Annotated in this window: 16 protein-coding genes and 2 pseudogenes; 10 read left to right on the top strand and 8 right to left on the bottom strand. The window is 61.1% G+C overall.

Annotated features, from left to right (window positions below; genetic code table 11):
* Window positions 1-28: 28 nt before the first annotated feature.
* Genes FOY53_RS13435 through FOY53_RS13445 form a run of 3 tightly spaced genes read left to right on the top strand, consistent with a single transcriptional unit; the run spans window position 29 to window position 2,887 of the window.
* Complete coding sequence (locus tag FOY53_RS13435; RefSeq protein ID WP_222435258.1) at window positions 29-1,168, top strand: Gfo/Idh/MocA family protein; 1,140 nt, start codon at window positions 29-31, stop codon at window positions 1,166-1,168.
* Window positions 1,165-2,025 carry an NAD(P)-dependent oxidoreductase gene (locus FOY53_RS13440; RefSeq protein WP_146589678.1) on the top strand — a complete coding sequence of 287 codons (861 nt, stop codon included), beginning with the start codon at window positions 1,165-1,167 and terminating at the stop codon, window positions 2,023-2,025. Before FOY53_RS13435 ends, FOY53_RS13440 begins: the two co-directional genes overlap by 4 nt.
* Window positions 2,018-2,887: an NAD(P)-dependent oxidoreductase gene (locus FOY53_RS13445; protein WP_146589680.1), complete on the top strand. Its 870-nt coding sequence runs from the start codon at window positions 2,018-2,020 to the stop codon at window positions 2,885-2,887. Before FOY53_RS13440 ends, FOY53_RS13445 begins: the two co-directional genes overlap by 8 nt.
* On the opposite strand, the gene FOY53_RS13450 is transcribed toward FOY53_RS13445, so the two are convergent.
* From FOY53_RS13450 to FOY53_RS13460, 3 genes are read right to left on the bottom strand one after another with little or no spacing between them, the layout of a single operon-like run.
* On the bottom strand, window positions 2,884-3,333 hold the full coding sequence (locus FOY53_RS13450; protein WP_246107395.1) for a hypothetical protein: 450 nt from the start codon (window positions 3,331-3,333) through the stop codon (window positions 2,884-2,886). The two genes, FOY53_RS13445 and FOY53_RS13450, sit on opposite strands and share 4 nt — an antisense overlap.
* Before the next feature lie 5 nt (window positions 3,334-3,338).
* Complete coding sequence (locus FOY53_RS13455; RefSeq protein WP_146589682.1) at window positions 3,339-4,265, bottom strand: dihydrodipicolinate synthase family protein; 927 nt, start codon at window positions 4,263-4,265, stop codon at window positions 3,339-3,341.
* Window positions 4,262-5,452, bottom strand: a complete 1,191-nt coding sequence (locus tag FOY53_RS13460; RefSeq protein ID WP_146589684.1) for a zinc-dependent alcohol dehydrogenase — start codon at window positions 5,450-5,452, stop codon at window positions 4,262-4,264. The genes FOY53_RS13455 and FOY53_RS13460 overlap by 4 nt, the downstream gene beginning before the upstream one ends.
* Before the next feature lie 517 nt (window positions 5,453-5,969).
* Between FOY53_RS13460 and FOY53_RS13465 the strand changes: the two genes are divergently transcribed.
* The 4 genes and pseudogenes from FOY53_RS13465 to FOY53_RS23725 form a co-directional block, all read left to right on the top strand.
* A complete protein-coding gene (locus FOY53_RS13465; RefSeq protein WP_146589686.1) occupies window positions 5,970-6,707 on the top strand; it encodes a hypothetical protein in 738 nt (245 codons plus the stop codon).
* 42 nt (window positions 6,708-6,749) lie between these two features.
* Window positions 6,750-7,442 (top strand): carboxymuconolactone decarboxylase family protein, encoded by a 693-nt coding sequence (locus FOY53_RS13470; RefSeq protein ID WP_146589688.1) that lies wholly within the window; start codon window positions 6,750-6,752, stop codon window positions 7,440-7,442.
* Between the two features lie 151 nt (window positions 7,443-7,593).
* On the top strand, window positions 7,594-8,568 hold the full coding sequence (trxB, locus tag FOY53_RS13475; RefSeq protein ID WP_146589690.1) for a thioredoxin-disulfide reductase: 975 nt from the start codon (window positions 7,594-7,596) through the stop codon (window positions 8,566-8,568).
* A 207-nt stretch (window positions 8,569-8,775) separates the two neighbouring features.
* Window positions 8,776-9,233: pseudogene (locus FOY53_RS23725) on the top strand (transposase family protein); the annotation flags it as partial.
* A 448-nt stretch (window positions 9,234-9,681) separates the two neighbouring features.
* Here FOY53_RS23725 and FOY53_RS13485 read toward each other — a convergent pair.
* The 3 genes from FOY53_RS13485 to FOY53_RS13495 form a co-directional block, all read right to left on the bottom strand.
* Window positions 9,682-10,221, bottom strand: a complete 540-nt coding sequence (locus FOY53_RS13485; protein ID WP_146589692.1) for a recombinase family protein — start codon at window positions 10,219-10,221, stop codon at window positions 9,682-9,684.
* A 238-nt stretch (window positions 10,222-10,459) separates the two neighbouring features.
* A complete protein-coding gene (locus tag FOY53_RS13490) occupies window positions 10,460-13,180 on the bottom strand; it encodes a cation-translocating P-type ATPase (protein WP_146589694.1) in 2,721 nt (906 codons plus the stop codon).
* 138 nt (window positions 13,181-13,318) lie between these two features.
* The gene (locus tag FOY53_RS13495) at window positions 13,319-13,783 is read right to left on the bottom strand and encodes an Hsp20/alpha crystallin family protein (RefSeq protein ID WP_146589696.1); all 465 of its coding nucleotides are present in this window, start codon (window positions 13,781-13,783) and stop codon (window positions 13,319-13,321) included.
* 153 nt (window positions 13,784-13,936) lie between these two features.
* Between FOY53_RS13495 and FOY53_RS13500 the strand changes: the two genes are divergently transcribed.
* From FOY53_RS13500 to FOY53_RS13510, 3 genes are read left to right on the top strand one after another with little or no spacing between them, the layout of a single operon-like run.
* Entirely contained in the window at window positions 13,937-15,127 is a 1,191-nt protein-coding gene (locus FOY53_RS13500) for a DUF8173 domain-containing protein (protein ID WP_146589698.1), read from the top strand.
* 9 nt (window positions 15,128-15,136) lie between these two features.
* Window positions 15,137-15,565: a DUF2267 domain-containing protein gene (locus FOY53_RS13505; RefSeq protein ID WP_146589700.1), complete on the top strand. Its 429-nt coding sequence runs from the start codon at window positions 15,137-15,139 to the stop codon at window positions 15,563-15,565.
* 24 nt (window positions 15,566-15,589) lie between these two features.
* Window positions 15,590-16,003 carry a DUF3775 domain-containing protein gene (locus FOY53_RS13510; protein ID WP_186766610.1) on the top strand — a complete coding sequence of 138 codons (414 nt, stop codon included), beginning with the start codon at window positions 15,590-15,592 and terminating at the stop codon, window positions 16,001-16,003.
* A 9-nt stretch (window positions 16,004-16,012) separates the two neighbouring features.
* Here the strand turns inward: FOY53_RS13510 and FOY53_RS23730 are convergent, their stop codons facing one another.
* Together FOY53_RS23730 and FOY53_RS23735 are read right to left on the bottom strand one after the other, a co-directional pair.
* Window positions 16,013-16,285, bottom strand: coding sequence for a helix-turn-helix domain-containing protein (locus tag FOY53_RS23730; protein WP_246107405.1), 273 nt, complete (start codon window positions 16,283-16,285; stop codon window positions 16,013-16,015).
* 180 nt (window positions 16,286-16,465) lie between these two features.
* Window positions 16,466-16,750: pseudogene (locus tag FOY53_RS23735) on the bottom strand (cyclic nucleotide-binding domain-containing protein); the annotation flags it as partial.
* Window positions 16,751-16,815: the final 65 nt, after the last annotated feature.

Here is a 16,815-nt window from a genome sequence, read left to right on the forward strand (position 1 = left end):
CTGCATAATAGGTATCAGGAAAGCTTGTTTGCTCACCCATTCTGTATTTGCAAAGCTGATCATCAAATTGAATACGTTGGGAGCGAATATGAGACAGGTTGAAGTGGCCGTGATCGGCACCGGCTGGTGCGGGGGAATGCGCGCGGAAACGCTCGCGAAATCGGCGCTTGTCGACAAGCTCCATATCTGTGAAATCCGGCCCGAACGCTTGGCGGAGGTGAAAGAACTGACCAACCCGGCCACCGCGACCGACGACTACCAGGAGATCGTGCGAAACAAGGCCATCGAAGTGGTCTATATCTCGACCACGCCCGAGCCCACGCATTACCCCATCGCGCGCGACTGCCTGATGGCGGGCAAGCACGTGCTTCTGGAAAAGCCCATCGCGATGGAACTGGCCGAGGCCGATGACCTGATCAACACCGCCAAAGAAAAAGGCGTGAAATTCACCATCGGGTACTCGCAGCGCTTCAACCCGAAAATCGCTTGGGCGAAAAAGGCGATTTCCGAAGGCAAGCTTGGTAAGATCGTCAATGTCATGGTCTCGCGACACTTGTCGCGCGCCCTCGGTACGCGCATCGCAGGCCGCGTGAAATTGTCGCCCGCTGCGATGGAATCCACCCATGACCTCGATTTCGTCTACTGGATGCTCGATGCCAAACCCACCAAGGTCTATTCCCAAGGCGCCTACGGTTTCATGAAAGAGCTAAACGGCTCATACGACTGTATGTGGAGCACCGTGAACATGGACAATGGTACCCTTGTGGTGATCGGTGGCGGTTGGAACCTGCCGCCCAGCTATCCCAATTACTGCGCCACATGGATCGAGATCACCGGCACCGAAGGCTCGCTGGTGCTCGACGACACCTCGCGGGACAATTGGCTCAATCTGGCGGACGGTGGCACTCAATTCCCGATGTCGACCATGCCGGGCGAGCATGTGGATCACATGTATGCCGGTCAGATGGGGCCGGAGACGCTGCATTTCCTTGAATCGGTTCTGCTGGATCGCGATCCGCTGGTGGCACCTGAGCATGCGCGTTTGGTCATGGAAAGCTATCTCGCCGCCGATGTCTCGGCCGAGATCGGCGAGCCGGTGGACCTGCCGATGTCGAACCATACGATGGCCAAACTGGCCGATATGTTCGACGCCAAGAAGGTCTCGTGACCGGGATTGCCGTCTTCGGCCTCGGCCAGATGGGCCAGGGCATCGCCCGCCGTCTGGACGCGGCGGGCCTGCTTTGCGCAGCGACCGACACTGACCCAGCGCGCTTCGCGCAAGCGGGTTTCTCCGACCGGGTGAGTGACTCGGTGGAGGCGGCGGACATCTTCGTCTTCGTCGTCCCCGGAAAGGCCCAGATTGAAGCGGCGTTGGCGGGCATGTCCCTGCGCAATGTCCAGTTGATACTCGACCTCACCACTTCGCATCCGTCCGGCACCATAGCCCTTGCCGAAAGGCTCCAAGCCGACGGCGTCGCGTACGTCGATGCTGCCATGACTGGTGGTGCGGCGGGTGCTGACGCCGGGAGCCTGACGCTGATGATGGGCGGCGCGCCGCATGTCATTGCGCAGATCGACCCGGTGCTGGACCAGATCTCGAAACAGCGGTTCCACATGGGGCCGGTAGGGTCGGGTCACGCGATGAAGCTGATCCACAACCTCATTCTACATAGCGCTTTCATGGCCACTTGCGAAGGTCTGACGCTGGCAGGCAAGGCGGGGCTGGACGTGGATCGCGCGGTCGAAGTGCTGAACGCTGGCAATGCCCGCAGTTTCGTGACCGAAGTGCGTTTCCCGCGCGATATCCTCGGCGGCACAATGAATGCCCGGTCGAGGATCGCCAATCTGGAAAAAGATCTTGGGCTTGCGCGCCAGTACGCCAAGGCTTTGGGCGGCCCGGCGGTGTTCACCGGGTTGACGCATGATCTGTTGCACGCCGCTGTTGAGAGTGGCGCGGCAGAGACCGACTTTTCCCACCTCTTTCCAATGTTTGAAGCACTGGCTCAGCAGGTGAACCATGGCTGACGGACGCAAAACAATCGGCATCTTCGGCCTTGGCCTGATAGGCAGCGCGGTGGCCAAACTATTGATCGGCGCGGGCCATGACCTGCGCGGGTTTGATCCGGATCCCGCCAGGGCTGAGGCGCTTGCGGACCTCGGAGGCACTGCTTGCGCCGAGGCAGAAGTCTGGAGCGCCGAGGTTATCTTTTCCTGTGTCTTCGATACCGCTCAACTCGCCGCATTGATCGACGCCGCGCCGAAAGGCGGTTGCGTGCTGGTGTCAGTAAGCACCTGCGATCCCGACCGGATGCAGGGCCTGGCCGATGCCTCCGCCGCCAAGGGCATAACCCTGATCGAGGCGCCGATCTCCGGCACCAGCCGCGCCCTGTCGGACGGGGACGTGTTATTGATGGTGGCGGGTGATCCCAAAACGGTGGAGCGGATCGCGCCGCTTCTTGACTTGCTGTCGCGGCAATTTCTGCATGTCGGTGCCATCGGCAATGGCAACCGCGCAAAGCTCGCCATCAACCTGACGCTGGGTCTCAATCGCGCAGCCCTGGCCGAAGGCATGGTGTTTGCCGAATGCCTGGGCCTTGCCGCGGATGACTTCCTTACAATCGCGCGCGCCTCGGCGGCCTATTCCGCCGCGATGGACTCCAAGGGCGCCCTCATGGCCACGCGTGATTTCAAACCGCAGGGCCGCATTCGCCAATCGGCCAAGGATTTCACCCTGATCCGCGACGGCGCGGCGGCGGCGGGGCAGGGCCTGCCCTTCACGGCAACTTATCTTGAGATGATGCACGACGCGCTGGAGCACGACGAAGGCGATCTGGATAACTCCGCGATCCTTCTGCCGATCTCTCGCACGCCGCCTGCCACGGACTAACGCGCCAACCGTACCTGATCGGGCACATCCAAAGGTGCATTCGGACCGTCGATGAATTCGACCGTGGTAAAGAGCAGATCGGTATCGCCGATGTTCTCCACCGCGTGCACCATGTGATCGCCGTCTCCGTAGTCGAAGTGCCTGGTCTCGCCCTTGTAATGTTCCACATCTCGGATCTCGCCGGACGAGAAATAGCCGCGCGCCATGCCGGGGGTCATCGCGGTCCAGAAATAGCGGTTCACGTGGCGATGAAACCGGCAGCGTTTTCCAGCGGGCAGGTGCAGGTGCCAGATGCGCATGGTGTCGGTCTCGGACACCAGAACCGAGCCGACGCAACCGTTGTTCAGATCGCTCTGCATCTCTTCGTAGAGCCCATTCGGCCAGTGGGCGAATGCGGCGCGGTCAGGGTTGATGTCCACATGGTCGGAGCCGTGTTTGGTGGTCATGTTATTCACTCCGCAGGTTCCACTTCAGCGTCGAGCCCGGCAAGGTCGGCCTTGAACGCAGCCTTTTGCGAACCACTCAGCGGCACCAGCGGCGGTTGCATCTGTAGCCAGCTGTCATCGCCGCTGCGCCATGCCTCGGCGGTTTTCATAGCCGCCATCAGCGGGTATTTCGACGCCACGGCGCGGGCCTTCCTGACCGCCTCCATCGCGGCGTCGCGCGCGGGGCCTTTGGCGGTCTGGCGCGCAACCTGAACTTTAGGCGCAAAAATATTGGTCGAGCCCGAGATGATCCCCGCCGTACCGATATCCAGCCCGTCCCAGAGGAAGGCCTCGGACGAGGGATAGATGTCAAAGTCCTCTGCCACTCCACCGGTCGCCTCGACAAAAGCGCGCGATTGCTCGAAGTCGCCGCTCGAGTCTTTCAGCCCGGCGATCACCGGGCCGAATTCGGCACGCAGTCGCAGGACCAGATCGGTGGAGAGCGGCACCGACGACATTTGCGGGAAATGATAGAGATAGACCCGCAAATCGTCGCTTCCCACCTGTTCGATCAGCTTGGCGTAGAAGGCAAACAGCCCGTCGTCGGACGGTCCCTTGTAGTAGTAAGGCGGCAAGACCAGCGCATTGACATAGCCCGCGTCACAGGCCGCATGGGTCAACGCGACGCAATCGGGCAGGGATGGCGCGCCGGTGCCGAAGATCACGCGGTCGGGCGATATCCCCGCCTTGGCGAAGTCGCCCGGCAGCGCCAGCCTGTCGGCCATGCCCACCGATGTGCCTTCGCCTGTAGTGCCAGTGGGGGCCACACCATCGCAGCCGCCGTCACTCAGCAGATGTTGGCAATAGTTCAGCAACTTGGCACGATCCAGCGTACCATCGGCATGGAACGGGGAGATGGCGGCGGCATAGATGCCGCGTCTGGCCTTGGTCATGTCTTGGCTCCTTTTGCGCCGCCGGTGATGCCCGGCCTCATCGACACGACCACCTTGATCGCGTCGTCGATCCGTTCGCGGGCGTATTTCAGCGCGGTTGGCAGGTCTTCTAGCGGAAAGGTGTGGGTGTGCACGAGGCTGGCGTCAAACCGCCCGGCCTCCATGAAGGCCATCGCGCGGTGGGTGGCGGATTTGCCCTCACCGCGAATGCCGTAGAGATAGATATTGTTCACCGCGAGCGCGCCCAGATCGAAGGACACCGCGGATTTCGGAAAGGCCGCGAGGCAGATACGCCCGCCGCGGTTGGTCATGTGCACGGCCTGATTGACGGTGGTTTCCACTCCGGCGCAATCCACCACGTAGTCCGCGCCCTTGCCGGTCAACTCCTTGACTCGGGCGACCACATCCTCGCTTCTGGCGTCGATCACCACGTCGGCGCCCAACTCGCGCCCGATGGCATTGCGACTTTCGCGGGTGCCGACCAAAATGACGGGCGACGCGCCCAGCGCCTTGGCCACTGCGACGGCCAGAAGCCCGATCGGCCCTGGCCCGATCACCACAACGCTTTCGCCCGCGACAAGCCCGCCGAGTTCCGTCAGCCCGTACATCGAGGTGCCCGCCGTCACCACCAGCGTCGCCTCTTCGTCCGTCATGGCGTCGGGCACGCGAATCAGCGTGTTGATGTTGTTGACTGCATATTCGGCAAAGCCGCCATCGGTGGTGAAGCCGTTGGCACGGTGCCCCTTGTCGTGATCGCCGTAGTTCAGCCCGTAATTGTGGCACGAGGTATACATGCCCATCCTGCAGCGCTTGCACTGGCCGCAGCCTGCATGGATCTCGACCGTCACCCGGTCGCCCACGGAAAATTCGTCGACCCCGGCCCCCAGTGCTGCGACAGTGCCCATGTATTCATGGCCGGGCGTGTAGTTCTTGTTGAACGGCGCACCGCCCTCGATCAGGGCCGGGGTGCCATAGGTAAGGATCTCAAGGTCGGTGGCACAGATCGCCACAGCGTCGATCCGCACAAGTACCTCCGCTCGACCGGGGGAGGGGACCGGCTTTTCGGTCAGGGTCAACTCGTCCGGGTCGCCTAGGACCCAGGCCCGCATGGTGGCGGGCAGATCATCGCCCAATCCGCCCCTGTCTTTTGCGTCCAAGGGCCGCTTTGCCAATCTTGTATCTAACATTGTTGATTCCTATTGGTTGACCAATTTAGGCGCAATTCGGAGATCTTATGGCACGAAGTACCCAAAAAAAGCAAGTTGGAATGTTCGGTGGGGGAGATAGCGGTCGAAGTACGCAGGTAGTAGGCCGCTATATTATATTAATGGTTGACCAATCGTCGTGATTTTTCTTTTCGTCAGTGGACGTGCGAGCAAGGTCGGTTTGACCCGCTTGGCGGGTTGTCAGATGCAGTGACCAATCCTGCTCAGAGGTGGATTGAAGTGCCCAGTATCAATAAACTTGATATTGCACATGAAGAAAGATGCCTGCGGGTGCTTGCTTCCATCTGGTAAGCTGATGCCAGAAGTCAAACGGGATTGCGCACTCACCGGCACCAGGGATCGAAGGGACGTCGACCGTTAGGCCCGGATTAAAACCGTGACGCGACTGGGAAGACCCTGGGCGAAGATGCGCAGACCGAAAACCCACGTTCCGAATGCCGGAAAGCCGCCTCCCGGGCCGGCACTGAGGAGGCAAACAATGAGCGAAGTCATCAAGGCGGAATGGTTCGATCTGGATGAGGTCTCCTGTGCCGAAACCCGCCTCTGGCTGCACGGCGTGTATTTCCCGGCGGTTAAGGCCACGCCCGGCGTCGCCTGGATTGGCCATTACGACATCGTCGAACTGCCCGACACGCCCTATATCGCGGGCGCGCCCCGGCGCAGGGAGACGACCGATCCGTCACTGCCGACGGGATGGCAGAACGTCGTCTTGACTGCAGCCGTCTCGCCCGAGGTCTTTTTTGGCAAAGGCAACGCGCTGGACCCGCTGGCCGCGGCGCATGCCGACCAGCTCGCCGAACGGAAGAACCACCGCTGCGCCGTCTATCTCGAAGAGCAGGTGATCAATTCGCCTGAACTTCGCGCCGCGCCTTATGGCATGGGGCCGCCACCCGCGATGCAGCTGGGCAACTACAATGTCGGCACGCCCGATGACGAGGTCGAACTGGCCCGCTGGTACAGGGCGGAACGGTTCGCCCGCGTATCTGTCACCCCCGGCATGATCCGTGGTCGCAAGCTGGTCTCGATCGCGGGATGGGCAAAACATGGCGTGCTTTGGGAATTCACCGACCTGCCGGAGGGCGACAGCAGCTTTGAGCATCGCTTCGTTGCCGCCGACCGGAACGAGAACTGGCAGGGGCGGCACGTGCTGGAATACGCCACTCATGCCTATGGCAGCCCGCATGCGGGGCGGCGTGTCTGGCCGCCGGTAGAATAGCAGACGACACGACTTCAAACCTGAACCCTTGGGAGGAAAACCATGTCTCAACGATTGCCCGGCGTAAGCCACGAAGACGCCACCGGAACCGCCAAACTGATACTGGAAGGATCGGACCGCTTCCTTGGCCGCACTGCCAACCTGCAACGCATTCTGGCGAAGAACAGCCCCTACATCGCCCGTTGGTTCGGCGGTCTGGTTGCAGCGGTGCGCCAACCCGATCTGGGCGCCTCCACCGATGCCCGACTGCGCGGATTGGCCTGCATCAAGACCTCGATGGCCAATGCCTGCACCTATTGCACCGCGCATACATCCACCTTCGGACAGGGCCTGGGCATCACCGACGAAGAACTCGAAGCGATGATGGACGACAGCTACAAGACCAGCCCGCTGTTTGACGACCGCGACCGGGCGGCGATTGCGTGGGCCGAGGCGATGACCAACAACACCGCAGCGCGGGATAAACAGGTCTGGGCCGCGATGAAGGACAACTTCACCGAGACCGAGATTGTCGAAATTTCGATGGCCTCGGCGATGTTCAACATGATCAACCGGCTGAATGACAGCTTCTGGACCGAGCTCGAAACCGAGGAATACAACCAGAAGCAATGGAACGCGGTCAAGGGCCTGTCGGTCGACGAGATCGAAGCCTTTGCCGGGAAATTTGCCGCGGTTGGTGCCGCCGAGCGCAAGGCCAAAGGCGCGGAAACAGCGAAATCCGAAGTGACGGCTTAAGCTTCACGATCTATCGAGGCGCGCCCTACGGGGCCGCGTTTCTGGGGCGGAGCGCTCCTTCTGCCCCGGCAAGGCGGCTACCTCCCGGCCGCCTTGTGCCCATTCCCGCGCCGCGCCGAGCGCTGCCATCGCCAATCCCGGAGAGACCCGAATGCCCAGCAAGCACACCAAAGTCCTGATCGTGGGCTCCGGCCCCGCCGGATACACCGCCGCCGTCTATGCCAGCCGCGCCATGCTGGAGCCGGTTCTGGTACAGGGCATCCAGCCCGGCGGCCAGTTGACGATCACCACAGAAGTGGAGAACTGGCCCGGCGACGCGATGGTGCAGGGGCCCGATCTGATGGTCCGCATGGAGGGCCACGCCCGCGACGTCGGCGCAGAGATCATCAGTGACCACATCAATTCCATCGATCTGTCGCAGCGCCCTTTTACCGCCGAGGGTGACAGCGGCACCACGTATACTGCCGACGCGGTGATCCTTGCCACCGGCGCTCAGGCAAAATGGCTCGGCCTTCCGAGCGAGGAGGTTTTCAAAGGCTTCGGCGTCTCGGCCTGCGCCACCTGCGACGGGTTCTTCTACCGCGGCAAGCAGGTCGTGGTGGTAGGGGGCGGCAATACCGCGGTCGAAGAGGCGCTGTTCCTGACCAAATTCGCCTCCATGGTCACGCTGATCCACCGCCGCGACACGCTGCGCGCCGAGAAAATCCTGCAACACCGGCTGATCAATCACCCCAAGATCGAGGTCCTCTGGGACCATGCTCCGGTCGAGGTCATTGGCACCGACCAGCCGCGCGGCGTAGAAGGCGTGCGCGCCCGGCACGTCGCGACGGGCGAGATCACCGCGGTGCCCTGCGCCGGTTTCTTCGTCGCCATCGGCCATGCCCCCGCGTCAGAGCTGGTGAAGGGTCAGCTGGACACGCGCCATGGCGGTTATGTCGTGACCAATCCGGATTCCACCGCAACATCGATTCCGGGTGTTTTCGCGGCGGGCGATCTGACCGATCACATCTACCGTCAGGCCGTCACATCAGCCGGTATGGGGTGCATGGCGGCGCTTGAGGCCGAAAAATTTCTGGCGGAACAAGGCGAGGTAGAGGTCGCGCCGGACGCCGTGGTCATGGCCTAGTAGTTTCCGCGCAGCCACTTCGGATTAGCCAGAGAAGGTCCACACGCCACGTTTCCCGACTCGCAAATCACAGAGGCGTGACGAGATCTGCGCGGATCAACGGCGAATAACGACGGCATGAAGAGGAGGCTGGGGAAATCTGAACAGCCGGGATAAGTGGATCTTCCGTGCAACAGCGGCATGATGCTGCGAGCGAGGAGAAGACCCATGGCAAGACGACCGCGCCGGAATCACAGCCCGGCGTTCAATGCGAAAGTGGCGGTTGCAGCGATCAAGGGTGAGAAGACCTTGGTCGAGCTGGCGTAGGATTTCGACCTGCACCCGAACTAAATCAAGCAGTGGCGGGACCAGCTCCTGGAAGGGGCGACCGGCGTTTTTGGCGAGACCGCAAAAGACGACCCGGAACCGAAAGTCGACATGAAGACCCTGCATGCGAAGATCGGAGATCTGACGCTGGAGGACGATTTTTTGTCCGGCGCGCTTGGCAAAGCGGGTCTGCTGCCGAGCGCAAGAAGATGATCGATCGGAACGCAAAGCTGAGCCTGTCGCGCCAAGCCAGGGTTCTCGGGATCAGCCGTGGCAGCATCTACTACCAGCCTCAGCCGGTCGGGGATGCGGATCTGAAACTCATGCACCGGATCGACCAGCTGCATATGGAGTTCCCGTTGCGCCCCGCCATCCTCGCGCTTCACCAGCCAAAGGCCAGCGCCATCACAATGCTTACCCACCGACGCGGTTTTCAGGAATTGCGAAGAAAGCCTGTTGGTCGCCCGCAATTTATATCCCCCTAAATATCCACCCTAGGTTAGTGGATGCGGACGGACAGGGCAAGACAACACCGGACAGAAAAGGCCCAATTTTTAGGGGGATAAATGCAATATAGAACAAGAAAATACTTTCTAAAACAATGGGTTGGTTCCGTGTGGGGGCACCAGAAATCCTAAAAAATTCAATATATTGGTTTCTGACTTTGAAGCTTCATAAGATATGGACTTCCATACTGTGACCAGATTTGTATCGACTTTGCAGCGATCTGTTTCTTTTGTGCCCGCCCGACGAGATTCGTGATTTGGAAGAACGGACGGCAGGCAGCGAAAGCCTCCCGCCGAGTGTTCACACAATTCTGTAGACTGACCTTTCTGACATACCCAGCTTGGCGGCGATCCGTCGTTTACTCATTCCCTGCGACGCAAGTTCCCTTGCTTGTGGCTTCATACGTCGTGCCGTGGGACTGCGACCCTTGTAGCGTCCCTCAGCCTTGGCTTTGGCAATGCCTTCCTTCTGACGTTCCAGCATCATTTCCCGCTCAAACTGAGCGACCGAGCCAAGCACATTGAGCATCAGCTTTCCGGTTGCGTTGGTTGTGTCCAAACCAAGATCAAGGATGCGAAGACCGACGCCCTTGGCCTCCAACTGTTCAACGATCTCTCCAAGGTGCCGTACAGACCTGGCCATCCTGTCCAGTTTGGTGACAATGAACACATCACCGTCCCGGCAGAACTCCAATGCGTCCGAGAGCGCTGGGCGGTTGCCTACCGAGCTTGTCTGTTCCTTCCAGACCTTCTCGCAGCCGATTGCTGCCAACTGTGCTGCCTGTGCCTCAAAGCCTGCCTGTTGTTCCAGCGTCGAAGTCCGTGCGTATCCAATGAGCATTGCCTGCCCTCCTGTCTGTCAATGATGTCTAAGGGGATGAGGCAGGTTGTCTGCCAAAAGGCGGAACCCACTTCATTGACAGTGCAACCCGATACATCTGAAGGTGTGACACACGGGCAAGACCATCCGGCGGTGCCCCGGCGGCCGGAAAGTACCCGGCGTTCTGCGCGGCACCGGGAATCTACCTTCACCAGACGTGATATCTGATCGAACCTGCCACCACGAGCGTTGCTCTGGATCAGCCGATCTTGTGCAGCTTTCGGTACCGCACGGCCGAGCCGATTTTCACCGCCTGACCTGTGACGAGCGGCACAAGGCTCATCCCGACGACGAGGAGCCATGCGTCAGCGTCAGGTGCCGCAAGGTCGAGGGCATCTGCCGCAACGGGAATGAACAGGACCAGCAACAGCAACCCGACGCTGAGCGCGATGGCGCCCCAGACGTATTTGTTTCGGGTTATCTCGTTGAAGAGCAGATGCGATCTGGGGTCGCGCATGTTGAAGACATGCCAAAGCTGAGCCAGCGCAAGGGTCAGGAAAGAGACTGTGACCGCCTCGTCGGGAGTCATGCCGAGCGACGTCTGCGCAACGAGGAACGCTGCGAGGGTTGCGGCGGAGATTGTCAGACTATGAAGCACGATCGCGATCCATAATTGTCGGGTCACGATGGGTTTGCGGGGATCGCGTGGCGGCCGGCGCAGGATTTTGTCGCTGCCTTCGCTGGCCCCAAGGGCAAACGCGGGGAAAACATCCGTGACCAGGTTCAAAAATAGGATCTGGAGCGGCAAGAGTGGCAAGGGCAGGCCGGAGAGAATGGCCGCGCCCACGACCAGGATCTCGCTGAGATTGCAGGACAGAAGATACGTCACGAACTTCTGGATGTTGCGGAAGATCACCCGGCCCTCACGGATGGCGGACACGATCGAGGCGAAGGCATCGTCGCGCAGAACCATCGCGGCAGCCTCCCTGGCGACCTGTGTGCCCCGCAATCCCATTGCCACGCCGATATCCGCTTGCTTCAAGGCGGGTGCGTCGTTGACGCCGTCGCCCGTCATTGCAACGATATGACCGTCGTTCTGGTAAACCGAGATCAGAGCAAGCTTCTGGGCCGGGCTGACGCGGGCAAAGACATCCGCTTTCCGCAGCGCCGCTGTCTCCGCCTCCGACATCTCATCAATCGGGCGCAGGCTTCGCCCCCCGATCACGATCGGGTCATGGTCTGCAAGACCAACCGACGTCGCGATGTTCCTGGCCGTCACCGCGTGATCGCCGGTCATCATGATTACCCGGATTCCGGCCGATCGGCATTGTGCGATGGCATCTGGAACATCCGCTCTTGGCGGATCGTACAATCCCAGCAACCCCAGAAACGTCAGGTCAGAATAACCTGCGGCGTCCGCTGAGGCCAAATGTCGTTTCGCAACCGCCAGAACCCGCATTCCGCGTGCGGCCATATCATTCGTGCGGGTTCTCCAGATCGCCATGCTCTCAGGTGTCATGGCATTCGATCCGCCTTCGGACCCGTTGAGTGACGTGCATGCGTCCAGGACAGCCTCCGGGGCCCCTTTGACCCACATGTCGATACCGGTGTCGGACTTGTGGACCGTCGCCATGAGTTTTGACGTGGAGTCGAAAGCGATTTCGCGAACCCGGGGGAACCGCTCGATGAGTGACGATCTTTCCAGCCCCTCAGCGCCCGCGCCAGTCAGCAGGGCCTGTTCCAGGGGGTCGCCGGTGTGCTTGCCGTCGTGCGCACTCAATTCCGCGTTGTTGCATAACACGCCCGCCGTCAGGATTTCGTGCAGACACGCATGGCCTTTGTCCCGGCTTTCGTTGCCCGCGCGTTCGAACCGATCGGTGTCCTCGTTGAACCGATACAGTGCCTCGGGACAATCAATCTCCTGAAGTTGCAGGCTGTTTTCAGTCAGCGTTCCTGTCTTGTCGGTAAAGATCACTGTCGTCGCACCGAGTGTTTCGACGGCCGACAGGCGCTCGATCAGAGCATTGTGCCGCGCCATGCGCCACATTCCCCGCGCCAGCGCCATGGTTGCGACAACGGGCAGGCCTTCGGGTATCGCCGCCACCGCGAGCGCAATCGAGGCCTCGACCATCAAAAGGACGTCTTCGCCCTGAAGCACGCCCACGATGCCCAGCGCGAAGACAATGGCGAGCGTGAACCAGATCAATTGCCCGCCAAGTTTCTGAAGCTGACGCTCCAGCGGCGAATGATCCGGAGCGGCCTCCTCGACAAGTTGGGAGATCTGACCAAGCTCCGAGTGCAGCCCCGTTGCCACAACGATGCCGACGGCGCTTCCGCGGGTGATGGCCGTACCCTTGAACACCATGCTGCTTCGGTCAGCGATGAGGCTATCGGCGGCGACCGAAGCCGTACCTTTCTCGACCGACAGCGATTCACCGGTCAAGGCGGATTCATCCGCCGCGAGGTTCGAGCTTTCGGCGAGCCTCAAATCGGCGGTCACAATGTCACCCCCCTCAAGGAGCACGACATCACCCGGGACAAGGTCTTCTGCAGGCAGCAAGGAGGTCCGCCCCTCCCTGCGCACACGCGTCGTCAGGTTGCCCAGACGCCTCAACGCCTCCATTGAACGTGCGGCACGCAGCTCGGTGAAGAATCCGATCACACCATTGATCAGCAGAACCAGACCGATTGCGATGCCTTCCTTCCAGTCGCCGAAGGCCGTAGCGACAGTGGCGGCGGCAGCAAGGAGAAGGACAACGGCGCTCTCGAACTGGTGACGTATCAATCGGGCGAGGCTGATCGGCTTTCGCTGGGCCAGGATGTTTGCCCCCAAGCGCGCACGCCTGTTCAGAACCTCCGATGACGCCAAACCGGATGTCAAACTTGTTCCCAGCGAATGGATCGTGTCGCGCACACTCCGGGCATGCGGCGCGGCAGGCAGAGGAGGAAGCTGCGGTTGGAAATCCTTGCCGTGGTTCATCCGAGTCCTCGCTGCTGCTTCATGTGTCCCGATGGAACCTTTCGGATGACCCGTTTGGTTTGGCACGTCACACGCACGCCGCGGGCCCCTCTGCCCTGGTTGCAGCCCGGTCGCGTGCGAACGTGATCCGTGTTGGGCTCAGGCTCGGGCGATGGCGATTTTTCTGACGGTTCCGACGGCGTCGGCAGGTTTCGCGATACGCAGCGTCAAGACGCCGCCCTCGAGCTTGGCATCGACCTTCCCGTCCTTTGGCGCGAATCCCAGCGGCACGTGGCGGCGAAAACTGCCGAAGCTGCGTTCGACATGATGCCAATCCTTGCTGCGGTCCTCCCGCGTATCGCTCTTCTGGCCCTTCAGGATCAGCGTCTCATCCGAGATCGAGACCTCCAGATCCTCGGACTTCACCCCGGGCATTTCCGCCGTTATTTCGACGGCATCCTCGGTTTCGGCGATGTCGAGAACCGGCATGAGCTTGTGATCGCCCCCAAACGCTCCACTGTTGAACCGATCGACCATGCGGCTCAACTCGGCCTGAAAGGACTGGATCAACGCCCATCCGACCGGATCGGCGGGCGCCTCGCGCGTGTTATTCTTCTTCGACATTTCAAAGACCTCCGTTCTGACGATGTGCGTGCCGTTTGTCGGCACGAACAGATTTACGGCGGATTCGCCGGGGCCAGTTGATCCCGATCAATTGGCATGCAGGCGAACGGCTGCATCCTCTTCGAAAGAGATCAACCGGAAGGGGATGCAACGTTGGGACTGAAGGGCGCCTTGTTTGCCGGAGTGTTGCTGAGCCTTGCGGGGCCTGTTTTCGGGGATACTCCGGACCGTGTCATCGGCGGCGATGTCTTGCGTGCCGGCGAGACGAGTTCACCGCTTCAGGCCGGCCGCGATGTTCTTGCAGCCGGCGCCACCGTGTCGCTGGACGGCAGCGTGGCACAGGACGCCCATGCAGCCGGGTTCGATGTCGACGTGAATGCAACGACGGGCGGCGATCTCTATGCGATGGGGTTCTCGGTCAGCCTGCGCCAGACAGTGGGCGGCGACCTGACGGCATCGGGATTTAGCGTCAGGGTCGGTTCCGGGGCCCGAATTGCGGGCAACGCACGCCTCGCCGGGGGGCGTGTCACCATCGACGGGCCGGTCCTGGGCGCGCTGGCGGCCGCAGGGGGCAAGGTGACCCTCAATTCCGAAGTGTCCGGCGATGTCCTGCTCGCGGGCGAAACGCTGGTGTTCGGGCCAGATGCCCGCATCGGGGGGACGTTGACCTATTCGGCACCCGCGCGCCTCGAGATCCCCGGGCGTGTGGTCTCTGCCGAGCGCGTCTCTTACCAGCCCTACCAGCGCAGCGAGATGATGAGAGGTGCGCGGGACATGTGGTCGGATTGGGAATATCCCGTGCTGCCGACGTTCCTGTCCTTTCTGAGTGGGTTTCTGGTCACGCTGGGGTTTTTCGTCGTCACCGGCGCCTTGTTCCTGACGCTTGCCCCTGAACAGGTGCGCCATCTGCGCCGCAGCATCGATGCGCGACCTGGGATGGCGCTGCTGTCGGGTGTGATCGGACTTTCGGTGCTCGTCGGGCTGGTGCCGATCAGCGCCCTGACAGTTGTTGGCCTTCCGCTTGTGCCGATCGTATTGCTGGCCACCCTGCTGGTCTGGACCCTGGGATACCTCCTCGGGGCCTACTTTCTGGCAATGCGCGCGATGCGCGGCCTCGGCGCTGCCGAGAATCCGGAGATCTGGTTGCGACTGCTCGCACTGGTGATCGCCGTGGCACTCTTGGCGTTGCTGAATTTCATTCCGGTGTTGGGATGGATGGCGAATTTCGCCCTGGTTCTTCTGGGGATCGGCGGAATGACGACTGCGCTTTTCGAACGTCTGACGGGCACCGCCGGCCCCGCGCCGAACAGCGAAATGCGCCCCATTGAACGCGACCCGAACTAGGAGGACATCATGTCTGCTCAGGGATTGGAAGTGATCGACCACACGGTGCAACTGACGCATGAATGGATCAACGAACTGCGCGAACGGTTGGACTGGAGCAGCAGCCGGGATGCGCTGCGCCTGCTGCGCGTGACGCTGGTGCAGATCCGGGATCATCTGGGCCATGACGAGGTGGCGCAGCTTTCGGCGCAGATGCCCTTGCTGATCCGGGGCATGTTTTTCGAGGGGTGGCAGCCCTCACATGTGCCGGTCCGCGACAGGAAGCTCGAACACTTCGTATCCGCGATCGAGGATCAGGTCGGTGACGTTCAGGACTGGCGCGGCACCAAAGACATCGCGGCCGTGTTTCGAACACTTGATGACAAGATATCCGAAGGCGAAATCCGGGACATCAAGGCATGTCTTCCGCAATCGCTGCGCGATCTGTGGCCGGACTGAGGGTGCCAAGCAATGGGGAATGACATGGTAAATGTACTGACGATCGAACCGGGATACCTGCGCCGCCTGCTTTTCAAGATGCGGGCGACCTCGCTTGGAGACGAGGATACCCCAAGGGACGCCCGTGACAACGCGGTCGCAGGGGGCCACCACATCACCCTGAACGAGGAGGTGGACACCGATGCGATGCACGGCGAACTGGTCGAAGAGATCGACGGCATCGACCCGGAACACCAGTACGAGCTGGTGGCCTTGATGTGGGTCGGACGCGGCGATTTCGGGCAGGAGGATTGGGACGAAGCACTGGCCCTGGCGACCGAGCGGTCGGATACCCCGACATCACGGTATCTCTTGTCGCATCCGATGGCTGCTGACGACATCGCCAGCGGTCTCGAGGAACTGGGGCACGACCATCTGCTGCAGGACGGCGCCTATTGACCGATGGTGCTAATCGTCGGTCTGCGAGGCATTGATCAGACTTTCCATATCTAGAACCAGTACTGTTTTCGGCGTTTCCAGCGTGATCGTCCCTTGCCGACGCAGCCGGGTGAGCATCCGGCTGACGGTTTCGACGGTCAGGCCCAGAAAATCGGCAATGTCGGCGCGGCTCATCGCAAGCGAAAAAGTCGTGTAGTCGCCGATCGGGTTCCCGGTGCGTTGCGACAGGACAACCAGGAAGGATGCGACCTTTTCCATCGCAGATTTGCACGCCAACATCATGAAATGGTCCTGGATGGCGCTGATTTCACGCAGAGCCGCGCGCAGCAGGTGCTGATGCGTCTCGTGATCGCCTTCGCCGGTCTCAAGGACGCGTCGGCGGTGCGCAACGATTTCGGCGCTTGCAATCACATCGCAATCGGTATGGTGCAGATCGCCGTTCGGAAAACCGACGATGTCGCCGGGCAAACCAAAGGCGATGACCTGGCGCCTGCCGTTTTCAAGGACCCGCGTCAGACGCAGGATTCCGGACTTGACCTCATAGATATGGTCGGCGTCGTCGCCTTCGCGGAACAGATGCGCACCGGTTTCAACCTGTCTTTGATTCCGGGTTTTTGCCCGGGGCTCTCGCAGCAGGCCAGTATCGGCGGCAAGGAATGCGGGTGCCTGTTCGGTTGGAAGTGTGACATACATGAAGCGTCCCCCAGTTGGTTCGCGACCACATTCCTGTCGACACGTCACAGGCATCCGCGCGCGGAGGTATCGCTTCGTATCAATTTGTATCTATCCGCCGATCAGGAAGCATCGGCTGG

The organism is Puniceibacterium confluentis (assembly GCF_007923445.1).
GTDB classification, from domain to species: Bacteria; Pseudomonadota; Alphaproteobacteria; order Rhodobacterales; family Rhodobacteraceae; genus Puniceibacterium; species Puniceibacterium confluentis.